Genomic DNA, 16,123 nt, shown 5'->3' with positions numbered 1-16,123 from the left:
GTTGCTACGGAATTATTTGCACGACCTAAGCTCTAACCTGCCGCCCGCTAATGGGTGTTTCGCTATTTCGAGGAGTCATCCGACATGTTCACCGCACGTAGTCTGTCCATGGTTGCGGCTGCCACCGCCTTTGCCCTCATGGCCGGTTGCGCCTCCCAGAACCCCTATGACCCCAACACCCAGGCCCCGCCGGCCGAAGGCGGCATGAGCAAGACTGCCAAATACGGTGCGCTGGGCGCGCTGGCCGGTGCCGTCGCCGGTGCCGCGATCAACCATGACAACCGTGGCAAGGGCGCGATGATCGGCGCCGCCGCCATCGGTGCCGCCGCCGCCGGCTACGGCTACTACGCCGACAAGCAGGAAGCCAAGCTGCGCCAGCAGATGCAGGGCACCGGCGTGCAGGTCGAGCGCCAGGGTGACGACATCAAGCTGATCATGCCGGGCAACATCACCTTCGCCACCGATTCGGCGAACATCGCGCCGTCCTTCTACACCCCGCTGAACAACCTGGCCAACTCCTTCAAGGAGTTCAACCAGAACAGCGTCGAGATCGTCGGCTACACCGACAGCACCGGCAGCCGCCAGCACAACATGGACCTGTCCCAGCGCCGTGCGCAGTCCGTGGCCGCCTACCTGACCTCCCAGGGCGTCGACGCTTCCCGCGTCAGCACCCGTGGCATGGGCCCGGACCAGCCGATCGCGTCCAACGCCGACGTCAACGGCCGCGCGCAGAACCGTCGCGTGGAAGTGAACCTGAAGGCCCTGCCCAACGCGCAGACCCAGCAGTACCAGCAGTAAGCACTGCCCATGAAAAAGCCCGCCGATTGGCGGGCTTTTTCGTTCTTGCTGTTCTGCAAAAGCGGTCAGGCCTTGGCGGGGAATTCCCGGTGCAGCTGGGTCAGCAACTGGTCCTTGCGTTCCCACAGCTGGTTCACCCACAGCTGGAACTCGGCGCGGTAGCCCTCGTCCTGGTCGTAGCTCTTGCCGATGAACTGACGCGGGATTTCCAGCTCCTCGAAGCGCACCACCACCGAGCGCAGGCGGCCGGACAGCAGGCACCAGAAGGTCGGGCGGCCGTCGGGGTAATGGATGGTTACGTTGACCAGGGTACGCAGCTGCTCGCCCATGGCGTCGAGGACGAAGGCGATGCCGCCGGCCTTGGGTTTGAGCAGGTGCTGGAATTGCGAGTTCTGCTCGTCATGCTTGGCGGGGGTGAAGCGGGTGCCTTCGAGGAAGTTGAAGATCGCCACCGGAATGCGGCTGAACTTGGCGCATGCCTTGCGGGTGGTTTCCAGGTCCTTGCCTTTCTTTTCCGGGTGCTTGGCGAGGTAGGCCTTGGTGTAGCGCTTCATGAAGGGGAAATCGAGCGCCCACCAGCACAGGCCGATCACCGGGACCCAGATCAGTTCCTGCTTGAGGAAGAAGCGCAGCAGCGGAATGCGGCGGTTGAGCTGGTACTGCAGGACGAGGATGTCCACCCAGCTCTGGTGGTTGCTGGTGACCAGGTAGGAATGGTCGTAGTGCAGCCCCTGCAGGCCCTGCACGTTCCAGCCGGTGTTGCGGACCAGGTTCATCCAGCCCTTGTTGCAGGTGATCCAGCTTTCGGCGATCACGCTCATGATCTTGCTGAGCGCCAGCTGGGCGGCCTTGAAGGGCAGCAGCAGCTTGATGATCGACATGCCCAGCAGCGGAATGCACCAGCACAGCGTGCTCGTCACCAGGATCAGGGTGGCGAGGATGCCGCGCAGGGTGTGCGGGAGGAAACTCAACATCGAGGAATGGTCCTTGTACGTAGGCGCCCGGTCGGCCGGGCGCGTGATGCGTTCTTGGGCACATCCCTCGTGCCTTGGGTTTCAGCCGTCCTTGCCGCTGTCCGCCTGGATCGCCGTCAGCGCGATGGTATAGACGATGTCGTCCACCAGCGCCCCGCGCGACAGGTCGTTCACCGGTTTGCGCAAGCCCTGCAGCATCGGCCCGATGCTGACGCAGTCGGCACTGCGCTGGACCGCCTTGTAGGTGGTGTTCCCGGTGTTCAGGTCGGGGAACACATACACGTTGGCGCGTCCGGCCACCGGGCTGTCGGGCGCCTTCTGGCGGCCCACGCTGGCGATGGCGGCGGCATCATACTGCAAGGGGCCGTCAATCAACAGATCGGGGCGTTTTTCCTGCGCGATGCGCGTAGCTTCGCGGACTTTCTCGACATCTGCGCCGGTTCCGGAGTCGCCTGTGGAGTAGCTGATCATCGCCACCCGCGGGGTGATGCCGAAGGCCTGCGCCGAGGCGGCACTCTGCAGGGCGATCTCCGCCAGGTCACTGGCCGAAGGATCGGGATTCACCGCGCAGTCGCCATAGACCACCACCTGGTCGGGCAGCAGCATGAAGAACACCGAGGACACCAGGTTGTAGCCGGGCGCCGTCTTGATCAGCTGCAGGGCCGGGCGGATGGTGTTGGCGGTGGTGTGGATGGCGCCGGAAACCAGCCCGTCCACTTCGTCCAGGGCGAGCATCATGGTGCCCAGCACCACGTTGTCTTCCAGCTGCTGCTCGGCCATCGGCGCGTTCAGGCTCTTGCCCTTGCGCAGCTCGACCATGGGTTCGACGTAGCGGCTGCGCACCAGGTCCGGGTCGACCACTTCCAGGTCCTCGGGCAGCACGATGCCCAGCATCTGCGCCACGGCCTGCACGTCGTCGGGCTTGGCCAGCAGCACGCAGCGGGCGATGCCGCGGGCGTGGCAGATGGCGGCGGCCTGCACGGTGCGCGGCTCGCTGCCTTCGGGCAGGACGATGCGCTTGTCGGCGCGGTTGGCGCGCTGGGTCAGCTGGTAGCGGAATACCGGCGGCGACAGGCGCAGCTCATGGGGGGAGCCGCAGCGGTCCTTGAGCCACTCGAAGTCGATGTGTTCGGCGACGAACTCGGTGACGCGCTCGGCGCGCTCGCGGTCGTCCACCGGGATTTCCTTGTTCATCCGCGACAGGTCGCCGGCGGTGTCGAAGGAGCCGGTCTTCACCGTCAGCACCGGCAGGCCGCTCTGCAGCGCGCTGCGGCACAGCTCCATGATCCGCGCGTCCGGCATCAGGCCCGAGCACAGCAGCAGGCCAGCCAGCGGCACGCCGTTCATGGCGGCCAGGCAGGCGGCGAGGATGATGTCGTCGCGGTCGCCCGGCACCACCACCAGCACGCCGGGTTTGAGCAGGTGCACGGTGTTGGGCGCCGAGGGCGCGCAGAGGATGATCTTCTGCACGCGGCGTTGTTCGTAGTCGCCGGCGTTGAGCACGCTGGCGTCCAGCAGGTCGGCCACGTCGCGGGTGCGCGGGGCGTTCATCTCGTCCTGCCAGGGGATGCAGCCGAGCAGGCGCACATCGCCGTCGCGCAGCAGCGGGGAGTGTTCCTTCAGGCGTTCGCCGAACAGCCTTGCGGCTTCTTCGGCGTCACGCGGCAGGTCGTCGCTTTCGCCACCGCGCACCTTGTTCACGATCAGGCCGGCCAGGTGCGGGTCGCGCGGGCCGCCGAACAGCTGGGCAAGGATTTCGATGCGGTCGGACAGCTCGCTCACCGTCTCGTTGTCCGGCGCGGAGACGAGGATCACCTCGGCGTCCACGCTGCGCGCCAGATGGCCGTTGATACGCGCGGCGTAGCTGGCGTGCTTGGTCGGCACCATGCCCTCGACGATCATCACGTCCTTGTCCACGGCGGCGCGGTTGTACATCCCGACGATGTCCTCGAGCAGTTCGTCGAGCAGGCCGTCGCCGAGCATGCGCTCGACCTTGGACAGCGACAGCGGGGTAGGCGCGTTGAGCCCGTGGGTGCGCGCGACCAGTTCGCTGGAGCGCTCCGGGCCGTCGTCCCCGGCATGGGGCTGGGCGATGGGCTTGAAGAAGCCGACTTTCAGGCCGGCGCGTTGCAGGGCGCGGATCAGGCCCAGGCTGGTAGACGTCAGGCCGACACCGAAACCGGTCGGCGCGAGGAAGAAGGTGTGCATCCGGGCTCCTTAAGCCGTGCGGGGGTGGGAGTTGCCCTTGTGGGGCACAACCGATGAATCTTCAGTCGAGCACTGCCAGGGTGTCGAGTGCGATCTGCTTTTCCTCGTTGGTGGGGATCACCAGCACGCGGGGGTGGCCGGGCAGGTGGATCGGCCCGCCGACGCCGCGCACGCAGCGGGCGTTGGCTTCGCCGTCGAGTTCGAGATTGAGCACGTGCAGGTGCTTGACCGTGAGGTTGCGCACCAGCGCGGAGTTCTCGCCGATGCCACCGGTGAAGATGATGCCGTCCAGGCGCGGCAGCGCACAGGTCAGCGAGGCCAGGGACTTGGCCAATCGGTAACAGAATACTTCGATGGCCAGCGCCGCATTGGCGTGGCCCTGCTCGCGGGCGTTCTCCAGGGTGCGCATGTCGTTGGACAGCCCCGACAGGCCGAGCAGGCCGCTGTCGTGGTTGAGCATGTGGTCGATCTTCTCCAGGCTCCAGCCCAGGGTGCGCGCCAGGTGGCTGTGCAGGTTCGGGTCGACGTCGCCGGAGCGGGTGCCCATCATCAGCCCTTCCAGCGGGGTCAGGCCCATGCTGGTGTCGCGGCTCTGGCCGTTGGCGATGGCGCAGGTGGAGCTGCCGTTGCCCAGGTGCGCGGACAGCCAGTAGCTGTCGCCCACGGCCAGCCCGCTCATTTCCGCGGCCTTGTGGCTGACGTAGCGGTGGCTGGTGCCGTGGAAGCCGTAGCGGCGTACGTGCTGCTCGCGGTACAGCGGCTCGGGGATGGCGTAGCGGTAGGCGCGCTCGGGCAGGCTCTGGTGGAAGGCGGTGTCGAACACCGCGATGTGCGGCAGGTCCGGGTAGAGCGCCATGGCGGCGTCGATGCCCACCAGGTTCGCCGGGTTGTGCAGCGGCGCCAGGGGCGAGGTCTCGCGGATGGCGCTGAGCACTTCTTCGGTCAGGCGCGAGGCCTGGGTGAAGCGCTCGCCGCCGTGCACCACGCGGTGGCCGATGGCGTGCAGCTCGCCCTGGGCGGCCTGGGCCACCAGCGGCAGCAGGCGGGCGAGGGCGGCCTTGTGGTCGGCGCCTGGCAGCTCCAGGGTCTGCGGCTGCTCGTCGGTCTCGCCCTGCCAGCGCAGGCTGGCGCCGTTGGCGCCGAGGCGTTCGGCCAGGCCGTGGAGGATGAAATCGTCGCGTCCCTCTCGAACCAGAGCGAACTTGATCGACGAACTACCGCAGTTGATCACCAGGATATTGCGAGCCGGCATGCCTACTCCTTGTTGCTGTCGGAATCCTTGGCGCACCAGCCGCAGGGGAACCAGCGGCCGATCTGCGCCATGCGCTGCTGCGGGTCCAGCACCCAGGGCCGCGACTGCCAGGGTGGCTGGTGGCGCAGGTGCTGGGTGTGACCGCAGGACAAGACTGCCACCCAGTGGCCGTCTTCGTCCTGATGAAAGTCAAGCAGGCGCGGCGGGGCCGCGTGATCCCGTCCGTCCGTCTTCGGGTCGCATTCGGGGGCGTCGCCGCGTAAACTTACGCGCTCAACTTCTATATCAGATAGGTTTCGAACCATGCAGATCGCGGCCAACAAGGCGGTTTCCATCGACTATACCCTGACCAACGACGCGGGTGAGGTCATCGACAGCTCCGCCGGCGGCGCTCCGCTGGTCTACCTGCACGGTGCCCACAACATCATCGGCGGCCTGGAAAAGGCCCTGGAAGGCAAGCAGGTCGGTGACGAGCTGGACGTGACCGTCGAGCCGGCCGATGCCTACGGCGAGTACAGCGCCGAGCTGGTTGCCACCCTGACCCGCGAAATGTTCGAAGGCGTGGACGAGCTGGAAGTCGGCATGCAGTTCCACGCCTCCGCTCCGGACGGCGGCATGCAGATCGTCACCATCCGTGACATCGAAGGCGATGACGTGATCGTCGACGGCAACCACCCGCTGGCTGGCCAGCGCCTGAACTTCAAGGTGAAAGTGGTCGACATCCGCGACGCTTCCGCCGAAGAGGTTGCCCATGGCCACGTCCATGGCGAAGGTGGTCACCACCACTGATTGCTGTCATCCGGTCGGCCCCCGACCGGGTGAAGCCATCATTGAGCTGCTACGCTCAATCGTGAAAGGCGCCTTCGGGCGCCTTTCTCATGCAAGTCGCTGTAACTGCAAAGAATGCCAGGGCATTTTTCCCGTATCGACTGGGATTGCGCAGCACGACGGACGCGTTGTCCGCTCCCTGCGCGGGCACTTTGTGCCTACCTCTTCAAGGAGCAAGCAATGAGCGCTTTTCACGATCTGACGCTGCATGGTCTCGACGGCCAGGATCTGCCGCTGGCCCCGCTCAAGGGCAAGGTCGTGCTGGTGGTCAACGTCGCCTCGAAATGCGGCCTGACTCCGCAGTACACCGGTCTGGAGCAGCTCTACCAGCAATACAAGGATCAGGGTTTCGTGGTACTGGGCCTGCCGTGCAACCAGTTCGCCGGGCAGGAGCCGGGCAGCGAATCCGAGATCCAGTCGTTCTGCTCGCTGAACTACGGGGTGAGCTTCCCGATGTCGGGCAAGCTCGAGGTCAACGGCTCAGAGCGCCACCCGCTGTACCGCCTGCTGGCGGGCGAGGGCGCCGAGTTCCCCGGCGACATCACCTGGAACTTCGAGAAGTTCCTCCTCGGCCCGGATGGCCGCGTGCTGGCCCGCTTCAGCCCGCGCACCACGCCGGATGATCCGGCGCTGATCCAGGCCATCGAGAAGGCGCTGGGCGCCTGATCCTCCCGGCGGGAGAGGGCGCAAGCGCCAATCCCGCCGGCATTTCTCCCTTTCGTCTTGCTCCACGCCAGGGGTGACGGCTTAATCGGGCGACCTGCTTCCGGAGCCCGCCATGAGCCGTTTCGCCGCTGAGTCCGCCTGTCTGCCCGCCACCCCCGATGCCTTGCGCGCCCTGATCGAACAGCGCCGCGCGGTGCGGCGATTCCTCGATGAGCCGGTGCCGGATGCCGTGCTGCGCGACTGCCTGGAGCAGGCAGTGCTGGCGCCCAACGCCTGCAACCTGCAGCCGTGGAGCTTCCAGGTGATCCGTGACGCCGAACTGCGCCGCCAGCTGGCGCCAGTGTGCCTGGGGCAGAATGCGGCGCGCACGGCGCCGGTGCTGATTGCCGTGCTGGCGCGGCCGGATACCTGGCGCGAGTCCTGCGCGGCCGTCCTCGACCAGTGGCCCGAGCCGCAGGTGCCGGAGAAGGTGCGCGACTTCTATCAGCGCACCGCGCCCTTTCAGTACAACCAGGGCGCGTTCGGCCTGCGCGGGCTGTTCAAGCGCGCGCTGTATGCGGTGGTCGGCCGCCGCCGTGCGCTGATGCGTCAGCCCAACAGCCACGCCGAGATGCGCCTGTGGGCGGTGAAGTCCACCGCGCTGGCGGCGCAGAACCTGATGCTCGCCCTGCAGAGCCACGGCTACGCCACCTGCCCCATGGAAGGCTTCGACGAGGTGCGGCTGCGCAAGGTGCTGCAGATTCCCCGTGGCGCGGTGCCGATCATGCTGCTGGCCGCCGGGCGGGCTGCCGACAACGGTGTCTACAACCCGCGCCTGCGTTTTCCGCTGGAGCAGCGCGTCAGCTGGCACTGACTGCATCGGGACGCGTCAGCACACCCATGCGCCCGCCGCCGAAGGACCAGTCGTCCGCGTCGCTGTTGGTGATCTGCACCATCACGTCCTCGCTGGCTATGCCCAGTCGCTCGCCCAGCAACGCGTTCAGCCGCCGGTAGAACGCCTGCCGGGTCTGCGAGTCCCGTGGCCGGCCGATGGTGATGGCGATCAGCACGAAGTCGTCGCTGCGCGGCCCGCCCAGATAGTGGCGGTTGAAGACGAATTCTTCCGCCTCGTGCTGGTGGATCATCACGAACTGGTCGCCTTCCGGTACGTTGAAGGCCTCGTGCATGGCGTCGTAGACGGTGTCGGCGAGTTCGCGCAGGTAGTCGGGCTGCTTGCCCTTGAGCAGGGAGATGCGGACGGTAGGCATGGCGCCGTTCCTCGGTGAGTGATTGACGAGTTCAGGCTAGCCCGGCAAGTTGATTCGGAAAATCGGGAAATATTTGACCGATAGTTCGAATAATCAGGATGGTTGCCATGGCCCGCATCAACTTCGACCTCGACGTGCTGCGCACCTTCGTCACCGGCATCGAGCTGGGCAGCTTCGCCCGCGCGGCGGATCGCCTGGGGCGTTCCACTTCCGCCGTCAGCGCGCAGCTGAAGAAGCTGGAAGAGCAGGCCGGCACTCCGGTGCTGCGCCGTGAGGGGCGCGGCATGGCGCTGACCGAGGCGGGCGAGACGCTGCTGGCCTACGCCCGCCGGCTGCTGGAGTTGAACGACGAAGCCGCCGGCGCCTTGCGCGGTGGCTCGCTGGAAGGCCGGGTGCGCCTTGGTCTGCAGGAAGACTTCGGTGAAACCCTGCTGCCCGCCGTGCTGGCGCGCTTCGCCCGCGCCCACCCCAAGGTGCGCATCGAGGTACGCACGGCACGCAATCAGCAACTCATCGAAGGTGTGCGCAACGGTGAATTGGACCTGGCGCTGGCCTGGGAAACCGGCGAACGCACGCCGCACATGGAGCGCATCGGCGCCGTGACGCAATGCTGGATCGGTGCGCCGGACGCACTCCCATCTCCCGGCGCGGAACCCTTGCCACTGGTGATGCTGGAGGCGCCGTGCCTGCTGCGCAGCGCGGCAACGGCGGCGCTGGATCGCGCCGGTATCCCCTGGCGCGTGGCATTCACCAGTGCCGGGTTGTCCGGCATCTGGGCGGGAGTCGGCGCCGGGCTGGGCGTCGGCCTGCGCACACCGATCGGCCTGCCGGCCAGCGTCGAACGGCTGGACGCCGAGCGCGCCGGCCTGCCGTTGATGGCGCCGCTGGGCCTGTGCCTGCACCGCAGCGAAGCCGAGCCGGAAGCAGTGGTGGAGCGCCTGCGCGAACTGTTGCAGGAAGGCTTGGCAGAGCTGCTGGAAAGCCCGGCGATTCGCTGATTCGTTTCTGAAGGAAAATCACTGCGATCAATGGTGCTGGAAAAAGCGAGACGACCGGTCATATTCTTGCGCCCATGAACAGCATCCGACTCGACAAACGCGACCTGATCCTCGCCAAGGGCTCCCTGGCGATGACCCGCAGCGGCTACCACGGCACCGGCGTACAGGACATCGTCCAGGCCGCCGGCATCCCCAAGGGCTCCTTCTATCACTACTTCGAGAGCAAGGAAGACTTCGCCCTGCAGGCCCTGGAGCACCTGTACGCACCGCGCCTGGCCCGCTACGCCGAGGCGCTGGGCAACCCGGCACTGGGCCCGCGTGCGCGCATCCTCACCTATTACCGCGAACTGCTGGCGCATTTCGCCCGCCAGGAGAAGCTCGAATACCACTGCTTCATCGGCAGCCTGAGCTTCGAGATGGCCGAACTGTCGCCGGCCATCGCCGAGCGGGTCGACGGCATCCTCCAGCAGTCCATCGACACCTTGCGTGGCTGCCTGATCGACGCCCAGCGCGCTGGTGAGCTGCCGGCAGCGGAAGACGCCGAATCCCTCGCCGAGTTCATCGGCAACGCCTGGCAGGGCGTGCTGGCACGGATGAAAGTCAGTGCCTCGCTCAAACCGGTGGAGCGCTTTATCGAACGCCTGGAGCACCTGCTTCAGGCCTGATCTGCCTGAGTCATCATTTTTCTTTCCAAAAACGAGACGACCGGTCGCCTGGTCGTCATGGAGACCTCAATGACCGCATCCGTAGACACCCTGTTCTCGCCCTTCCGCCTGGGCGGCCTGGAACTGCCCACGCGCATCGTGATGGCGCCGATGACCCGCAACTTCACCCCGGGCGGCGTACCCCATGCCCAGGTGGTCGAGTACTACCGTCGCCGCGCGGCTGCCGGCGTCGGCCTGATCGTCACCGAAGGCACCACGGTCAACCACAAGGCCGCCAACGGTTACCCGAACGTACCGCGCTTCTACGGTGAAGACGCCCTGGCCGGCTGGAAGCAGGTGGTCGACGCCGTGCATGCCGAAGGCGGCAAGATCGTCCCGCAACTGTGGCACGTCGGCGCCGTGCGCCGCCTGGGTACCGAGCCGGACGCCAGCGTTCCGGGTTACGGCCCCAGCGGCAAGGAAAAGGACGGCACTGTGCTGGTCCATGAGATGACCAGGCAGGACATCCAGGACGTCATCGCCGCCTTCGCCCAGGCCGCCGTCGACGCGAAGGCCATCGGCATGGACGGCGTGGAAATCCACGGCGCCCACGGCTACCTGATCGACCAGTTCTTCTGGGACGGCAGCAACAAGCGCACCGACGAATACGGTGGCAGCCTGGCCAACCGTTCGCGCTTCGCCATCGAGCTGATCCAGGCCGTGCGCGCGGCCGTCGGCCCCGACTACCCGATCATCTTCCGCTTCTCCCAGTGGAAGCAGCAGGACTACAGCGCCCGCCTGGTGCAGACCGCCGAAGAGCTGGAAGCCTTCCTCAAGCCGCTGTCGGATGCCGGCGTGGACATCTTCCACTGCTCCACCCGCCGCTTCTGGATTCCGGAATTCGAAGGCTCCGACCTCAATCTGGCCGGCTGGACCCGCCAGCTCACCGGCAAGCCGACCATCACCGTCGGCAACGTCGGCCTGGATGGCAGCGAGTTCCTCGCCTTCTTCGGCAACACCGAGGAAGTCGCGCAGCCGTCGGGTATCGACGGGCTGCTGGAGCGCCTGAACAAGGAAGAGTTCGACCTGGTAGCCGTCGGCCGCGCCCTGCTGGTCGATCCGGACTGGGCAGTGAAAGTGCGTGACGGCCGCCTGGAGGACATCAAGCCCTTCAGCCGCGATGCGCTGATGTCGCTGGCCTGATCGGCGCTTCGTTGAAATGAAAAGCCCCTGGCGCCTTCGGTGCCAGGGGCTTTTTGCTTTTCGCAGGAGTGTCTCGGTTATGGCGTGGTATTGATAGCCTGAATGGTCTGAAAGCACCGTCCTAGGCGTTTACAAATCTTTTCCGAGACCCACCTTTCCGCATGCTGACTTCCCAGTCCGAAACGGGCAGAGTATGACGGCGTTCACACAAAAATAGGCCGGGATACGGCCATAGGAGTAAGACATGCGGATCGGCTTGGTGGTCGATGCAACCTGTGACCTTCCCCCGGAATTCCTTGCTGCCAACAACATTCGCGTACTGCCCATCGGTATCCGTGTGGGCGAGCGGCGCATCGTCGATGACCGCGATCCCGACACCACCCTCAAATTCTATTCCCAGGACCTGCCCAAGGTTGGCCCGGAGGACGGCAGCGAACCGCTGACGCCGGCGCAGACCCACGACTGGTTCCTGGAGCAGTTGGTCACCGACTTCGACTACGTGATCTGCCTGACCGTGACCAGCCAGCGCAGCCCGATCTTCGAGCACGCCACCCAGGCCTCCTTCAGCCTGCTGCAGAGCTACAAGGAACGCCGCGCCGCCGCCGGCATCGCCGGGCCGTTCGCGTTGCGGGTGATCGACAGTCAGACCGTGTTCGCCGGCCTTGCCGTGCTGGCTGCCGAAGGCGTGCGCCTGCTCGGCGAAGACCAGCACCCCAACGCCGTGCGCACCCGCCTGGAGCAGCTCAGCCAGCAGATGAACACCTTCCTGGTCGCCAGCGACCTGGGGCACATCCGCCGCCGGGGCTTCCAGAAGGGCGACCGCAGCAGCATCGGCGACCGCCTGCGCGGTGCCTTCCTCGGCCTGGGCTCGATGCTCGACATGAAACCGGTGCTGAGCCTGGTACAGGGCGAGGACAAGCCGGTATCGGTGTCGCCGAACTACGAGAAGTCCGCCGAGCGCCTGCTCAACTTCGCCCGTGCGCGGGTCGAGGCGGGCGAGCTGCTGGCGCCGCAGATGTGCCTGAGCTACGCCGGCGACCCTTCCGCCCTGCGCGACCTGCCCGGATTCGCGGCGCTGGAGGATGCCTGCGAGGCAAAAGGCATCCAGGTACACCTGGCGATGCTCAGCCCCACGGGTGGCATCAACCTCGGCGCGGGCGCCATGAGCCTGTCCTTCGCCGCCGAGCCCAAGCCCTTCACCTGATCCTATTTGTGGATTTCAGGGTGCCCCAGGCCGCCGGGGTTCTTCCCCGGCAAGGCTGTGCGGCAGGCTGCCTGCAGATAGCCCTCGAAACGCTCGACCACCGTGTCCCACGCCTGATGGATGGCGTGGTGGCGCGCGTTGAGGCGCACCCGGCGCAGGCGCTCCGGGTCGCCCAGCAACCAGCTCGCGGCTTCGAAAAAGCTCTGCTCTTCCCCCGGCACGCCGAGCACGCCGTTGTGCCCGTGGCGAATGTGCTGGCCGGCGGCTGCCTGGTCGAAAGCCACCACACCCAGCCCTGAAGCCAAGGCTTCCAGGACCACGTTGCCGAAGGTTTCCGACAGGCTGGGAAACAGGAACAGGTCGCCACTGGCGTAGTGCCGGGCCAGTTCCTCGCCGCGTTGCAGGCCGCAGAACACCGCTTCGGGCAACTCCTTCTGCAGCTGTGTGCGCTGCGGGCCGTCGCCGACTATCACCAGGCGCAGCTTGAGCTGCGGGTGCGCCGCGCACAGCGCGCGGAAGCTGCTGCCCAGCAGCGACAGATTCTTCTCCGCCGCCAGCCGGCCGACGTGCAGCACGGCGACGTCGCGCTCGCCCAGGCCCCATTCGCGGCGCAGCGCTTCGTCGCGCCGGGCGGGGTTGAACAGTTTGCTGTCGACGCCGCGCGAGAGCTGCGCCAGGCGCTCGAAACCGCGCCGTTGCAACTCCACCGACTGGCTGGCGCTGGGCACCAGGGTCTGCTGGGTGCGATTGTGGAACCAGCGCAGGTACAGCGTCACCAGGCGCATCAGCGGGCCGAAGCCGTAGTGCGCGCTGTACTGCTGGAAATTGGTGTGGAAGCCGCTGATCACCGGAATCCGCAGGCGCCGTGCGGCGCGCAGGGCGGCGAGGCCGAGCGGGCCTTCGGTGGCGATGTAGAGCACGTCCGGGCGGGTGCTGTTCCAGTGGCGCAGCAGCTTGTGCAGGCACGACTGGCCCCATTGCAGGCCGGGGTAGCCGGGCAGCGGCCAACCACGGGTGAGCACGAGTTCGCCATCGCTGTGACGGCCTTCGTCGCCCTGCTGGCGCGGGCGCACGACCTGGATCTGGTGTCCGAGGCGCAACAGCCCCGAGGCCAACCGGCCAAGGGTGTTGGCAACGCCGTTGATTTCCGGCGGAAAGGTTTCGCTGATCAGCGCGATGCGCAGGGGAGTCGTGGTCATGCTTGCAGTGTCCCGGCGCGCGGTGGCGCGCCGATGACAGAGCGATGATCGATAGGTGACAGCGGCTCGGGCGGCGTCGGTGATTACTTCACCAGCGCCTTGTCCCCGCCCTCGCGCACCCAGAACAGCACGGCGCCGGCCACGGCGGCGGGCATGGCGACCAGGTTGACCACCGGGATCAGCAGCGCCAGGTAGGTGATGCCGCCAAAGCCCATGCACGCCCAGCGCTTGCTGCGCAGCCAGGCGAGCATCTCGTTCCAGCCCAGCTTGTGGTTGTCCGCCGGGTAGTCGATGTACTGCACGGCCATCATCCAAACGCCGAAAATCAGCCACAGCGGTGCGGCAATCAGGTTCAGGCCGGGGATCAGGCTGAGGATGAACAGCGCGATGGCGCGCGGCAGGAAGTAGCCGAGCTTGCGCAGCTCGCGGCCGATGGTGCGCGGCACCATGGCCATCAGCTCGCCCCAGCTGAATTCGGGAAAGTCATCGGTGCCACGCACCACCACCTCGACCTTCTCCGCGAGGAAGCCATTGAACGGCGCGGCGATGATGTTGGCGATCATGGTGAAGGTGAAGAACACGATCAGCAGCACCAGTGCCACGAACAGCGGCCAGAGGATGAACTGCAGGAAGCTGAGCCAGTCCGGCAGGCTGGGCATCAGCCAATCGACCCAGTGGCTGAACTGGTTGATGGCGAAGCCGATCAGGCCGACGAACAGCAGGATGTTGATGCTCAGGGGCAGCAGGACGAACAGTCGCAGGCCGGGGCGCATCATCAGTTTCAGGCCTTCGCTGAGGTATTGCGGGCCGCTCAGGGTGGACATCGGATTCTCCAGGGTTGAACCGTAGGCGACCTTAGCAGACCCGGCGAACGGCCGGCGAGCCGTCTGTTTTGCCGGGTATGTGTTCGCGGGCCGGCGCTCAGGCTGCCGTGTAGCGATAGCAGCGGTTGCGTTCCTGCTTGGCCTGGTACATGGCGATGTCGGCGGCGCGGGTGAGGGCGTCGGCGTCGCCGGCATCCTGCGGGTAGAAGGCGATGCCGATGCTGGGCGTGACGAAGTCGATCACCTGGCCGCCCAGGTGGTACTCGGCGCCGAGCACCGCCAGCAGGCGCAAGCCCAGGGCTTCGGCCTGATCCGGCTCGGCGTTCTCCAGCAGCACGGCGAATTCGTCGCCGCCCAGGCGGAAGGCCTGGTCCGGCTGGCGCAGGCTGCCGCGCATGCGCTCACCGACCGTGCTGAGCAGGGCATCGCCGAGGGCGTGGCCGAAGCGGTCATTGACCTGCTTGAAGCGGTCCAGGTCGATGTACAGCAGCGCGACCCGGTTGCTGTGCACCACGGCCTGCTGCAACTGTTCGTTGAACGCCTTGCGGTTGCCCAGCTCGGTGAGGGTGTCGCGGTAGGCCAGGTCGATGAGTTGCTTCTGGTAGGCCACCTGGTCGCTGATGTCGCGCAGGATGCCGCGGAATCCCTGGAATTCGCCCTGGCCGTCACGGATTGCCGAGAGCCGCGTCTCGCAGCTGACCAGGCGGCCGTCGCGGCGCTTGAAGGGCGCGGAGAAGGTGGTTTCCTGCTCGTCGTCGCGGGCTTGCTGGTAGAGGCTGCGAGCGCGGAGCAGGTCCTGCTCCTGCAGCAGGATGCTGAAGTGCTGGCCGCTCAGTTGCTCGGCGTTGTAGCCGAGCATCCGGCACAGCGCCGGGTTGAGGGTGCGAATGATGCCCTTGGTGTCCATTTCGAAGTAACCGTCGCGGATCGCGTCGAGGATCGCCCGGTCGCGCGCCTCACTCTGTTCCAGGCGGTCGAGGGTGCGGTTCATCTCGTTCGCCAGTTGGCCCAGTTCGTCCGTGCCCTGGGGGCTCAGGCGCGAGGGCGTGTCGTCCTGGCCGATGACCGCGACCTCGCGGTTCATGCTGGTGACGCGGCGGATGATGCGGAACTCCAGCGCCACGTAGGCCAGCAGGATGGCGCCGCCGAGCAGTGCCAGCGTCAGGTAGAGGAACAGCCGCACGGACTGTTGGCCCTGCTGGTAAAGCGGTCGCGGGCTGGTGAGCTCCAGGCGCAGTTGCGGCTTGCCGTGGGAGTCGAGGTAGAGCAGCGACATCTGCTGGCTGTTCTCGTCCAGCAGGCGCCGCGGGCTGAGCAGGGTGGCGCCGCGCCCGGTAGGGATGTTCAGGGTGCGCCAGTCGTTGCCTTTCACCTCGTCCTGCACCAGGCGCAGGGTCGCGCCCATCTGGGTCTGCAGGTTGGACATGCGTGCATTGTCGAGCAGCACACCGGCGATGACCGCGCCCGCCGGCTCGGCGGTGCCGGAGGTATTGCTGATCGGGTAGCTGAGCAACAGCTGCGGGATGCCCTCGACCTGCAGCAACTGGTCGAGGCTGTGACGTGGGTCGCCGTCGATGTCCAGCGCGCCCAGGCGCAGCGCGGTGCTGAGAATGCCCTGGCGCAACTGGGCGGGGGCCGGCACCTGCTGGCCGGGGAAACGCTGGGCCAGTTCGTCGAGCTTCCACTGCTGGGCGAGAATGCGCCCGTCGCGGTCGACGTAGAGCACGTAGTCGAAGCCGAGGATGCCGAGCAAGTCCTGGTCCAGGTTGTCCTCGACGAAGCGCGTCTGCGGCAGGCGCATGAACTGGTAGCTGGCGTCCCACCAGGCATAGCTGTGGACGATATCGAGGTTGCGCTGCTTCTCGTAGGCGATGCGGTTGTGGACGATGCGCACCTCGTCGGCCAGGCGCTGGCGGTCCCCGCGGTCGAAGCGGTCGAGCAGGATCATGTCCGACAGCAGCCAGACCCCGGCAAGGCTCGCGATGAACAGGGGCAGGCACAGCCATAGCAGGCGGGCGCGAAGGTTCATGGTGATACGGGTGACCTTTGGTTTCTTGAGTCTAGCCATCCAGGCAATG

Annotated in this window: 16 protein-coding genes; 8 read left to right on the top strand and 8 right to left on the bottom strand. The window is 66.5% G+C overall.

Annotation, left to right across the window (positions count from 1 at the left end; all coding sequences use genetic code 11):
* Positions 1-84 precede the first annotated feature (84 nt).
* Positions 85-798: an OmpA family protein gene (locus tag IB255_RS04775; protein WP_081516270.1), complete on the top strand. Its 714-nt coding sequence runs from the start codon at positions 85-87 to the stop codon at positions 796-798.
* Between the two features lie 65 nt (positions 799-863).
* On the opposite strand, the gene IB255_RS04770 is transcribed toward IB255_RS04775, so the two are convergent.
* The 4 genes from IB255_RS04770 to IB255_RS04755 all read right to left on the bottom strand — a co-directional run bounded on the left by IB255_RS04770 (position 864) and on the right by IB255_RS04755 (position 5,567).
* Positions 864-1,772 carry an acyltransferase gene (locus IB255_RS04770; RefSeq protein WP_081516269.1) on the bottom strand — a complete coding sequence of 303 codons (909 nt, stop codon included), beginning with the start codon at positions 1,770-1,772 and terminating at the stop codon, positions 864-866.
* Between the two features lie 81 nt (positions 1,773-1,853).
* Positions 1,854-3,980: a phosphate acetyltransferase gene (gene pta, locus IB255_RS04765; protein WP_081516268.1), complete on the bottom strand. Its 2,127-nt coding sequence runs from the start codon at positions 3,978-3,980 to the stop codon at positions 1,854-1,856.
* A 61-nt stretch (positions 3,981-4,041) separates the two neighbouring features.
* The gene (locus IB255_RS04760; protein WP_081516267.1) at positions 4,042-5,232 is read right to left on the bottom strand and encodes an acetate kinase; all 1,191 of its coding nucleotides are present in this window, start codon (positions 5,230-5,232) and stop codon (positions 4,042-4,044) included.
* 2 nt (positions 5,233-5,234) lie between these two features.
* Entirely contained in the window at positions 5,235-5,567 is a 333-nt protein-coding gene (locus IB255_RS04755) for a DUF3565 domain-containing protein (RefSeq protein WP_139791476.1), read from the bottom strand.
* Here IB255_RS04755 and IB255_RS04750 point away from each other — a divergent pair.
* From IB255_RS04750 to IB255_RS04740, 3 genes are all read left to right on the top strand, one after another.
* Positions 5,536-6,021 carry an FKBP-type peptidyl-prolyl cis-trans isomerase gene (locus IB255_RS04750; RefSeq protein WP_017519102.1) on the top strand — a complete coding sequence of 162 codons (486 nt, stop codon included), beginning with the start codon at positions 5,536-5,538 and terminating at the stop codon, positions 6,019-6,021. The two genes, IB255_RS04755 and IB255_RS04750, sit on opposite strands and share 32 nt — an antisense overlap.
* 219 nt (positions 6,022-6,240) lie before the next feature.
* Positions 6,241-6,726: a glutathione peroxidase gene (locus IB255_RS04745; protein WP_081516265.1), complete on the top strand. Its 486-nt coding sequence runs from the start codon at positions 6,241-6,243 to the stop codon at positions 6,724-6,726.
* Positions 6,727-6,838: 112 nt separating this feature from the next.
* Positions 6,839-7,579: a nitroreductase family protein gene (locus tag IB255_RS04740; RefSeq protein ID WP_081516264.1), complete on the top strand. Its 741-nt coding sequence runs from the start codon at positions 6,839-6,841 to the stop codon at positions 7,577-7,579.
* Here IB255_RS04740 and IB255_RS04735 read toward each other — a convergent pair.
* Positions 7,566-7,973, bottom strand: a complete 408-nt coding sequence (locus IB255_RS04735) for a tautomerase family protein (protein WP_081516263.1) — start codon at positions 7,971-7,973, stop codon at positions 7,566-7,568. The two genes, IB255_RS04740 and IB255_RS04735, sit on opposite strands and share 14 nt — an antisense overlap.
* 107 nt (positions 7,974-8,080) lie before the next feature.
* Between IB255_RS04735 and IB255_RS04730 the strand changes: the two genes are divergently transcribed.
* From IB255_RS04730 to IB255_RS04715, 4 genes are all read left to right on the top strand, one after another.
* On the top strand, positions 8,081-8,971 hold the full coding sequence (locus IB255_RS04730) for a LysR substrate-binding domain-containing protein (protein ID WP_192209833.1): 891 nt from the start codon (positions 8,081-8,083) through the stop codon (positions 8,969-8,971).
* Positions 8,972-9,045: 74 nt separating this feature from the next.
* Entirely contained in the window at positions 9,046-9,636 is a 591-nt protein-coding gene (locus IB255_RS04725) for a TetR/AcrR family transcriptional regulator (RefSeq protein ID WP_081516261.1), read from the top strand.
* 69 nt (positions 9,637-9,705) lie between these two features.
* On the top strand, positions 9,706-10,818 hold the full coding sequence (locus IB255_RS04720) for an NADH:flavin oxidoreductase (RefSeq protein WP_081516260.1): 1,113 nt from the start codon (positions 9,706-9,708) through the stop codon (positions 10,816-10,818).
* 244 nt (positions 10,819-11,062) lie between these two features.
* Positions 11,063-12,022, top strand: coding sequence for a DegV family protein (locus IB255_RS04715; protein WP_081516259.1), 960 nt, complete (start codon positions 11,063-11,065; stop codon positions 12,020-12,022).
* A 2-nt stretch (positions 12,023-12,024) separates the two neighbouring features.
* Here the strand turns inward: IB255_RS04715 and IB255_RS04710 are convergent, their stop codons facing one another.
* From IB255_RS04710 to IB255_RS04700, 3 genes are all read right to left on the bottom strand, one after another.
* Positions 12,025-13,221 (bottom strand): glycosyltransferase family 4 protein, encoded by a 1,197-nt coding sequence (locus IB255_RS04710; RefSeq protein ID WP_151188232.1) that lies wholly within the window; start codon positions 13,219-13,221, stop codon positions 12,025-12,027.
* Positions 13,222-13,304: 83 nt separating this feature from the next.
* Complete coding sequence (cysZ, locus tag IB255_RS04705; protein WP_081516257.1) at positions 13,305-14,045, bottom strand: sulfate transporter CysZ; 741 nt, start codon at positions 14,043-14,045, stop codon at positions 13,305-13,307.
* Between the two features lie 97 nt (positions 14,046-14,142).
* Entirely contained in the window at positions 14,143-16,074 is a 1,932-nt protein-coding gene (locus IB255_RS04700; protein ID WP_151188230.1) for a diguanylate cyclase domain-containing protein, read from the bottom strand.
* Between the last annotated feature and the right edge of the window lie 49 nt (positions 16,075-16,123).

Origin of the sequence: Pseudomonas sp. PDM22 (assembly GCF_014851965.1) — a bacterium.
Lineage (GTDB): Bacteria > Pseudomonadota > Gammaproteobacteria > Pseudomonadales > Pseudomonadaceae > Pseudomonas.
This window is presented reverse-complemented; position numbering and strand designations above follow the sequence as displayed.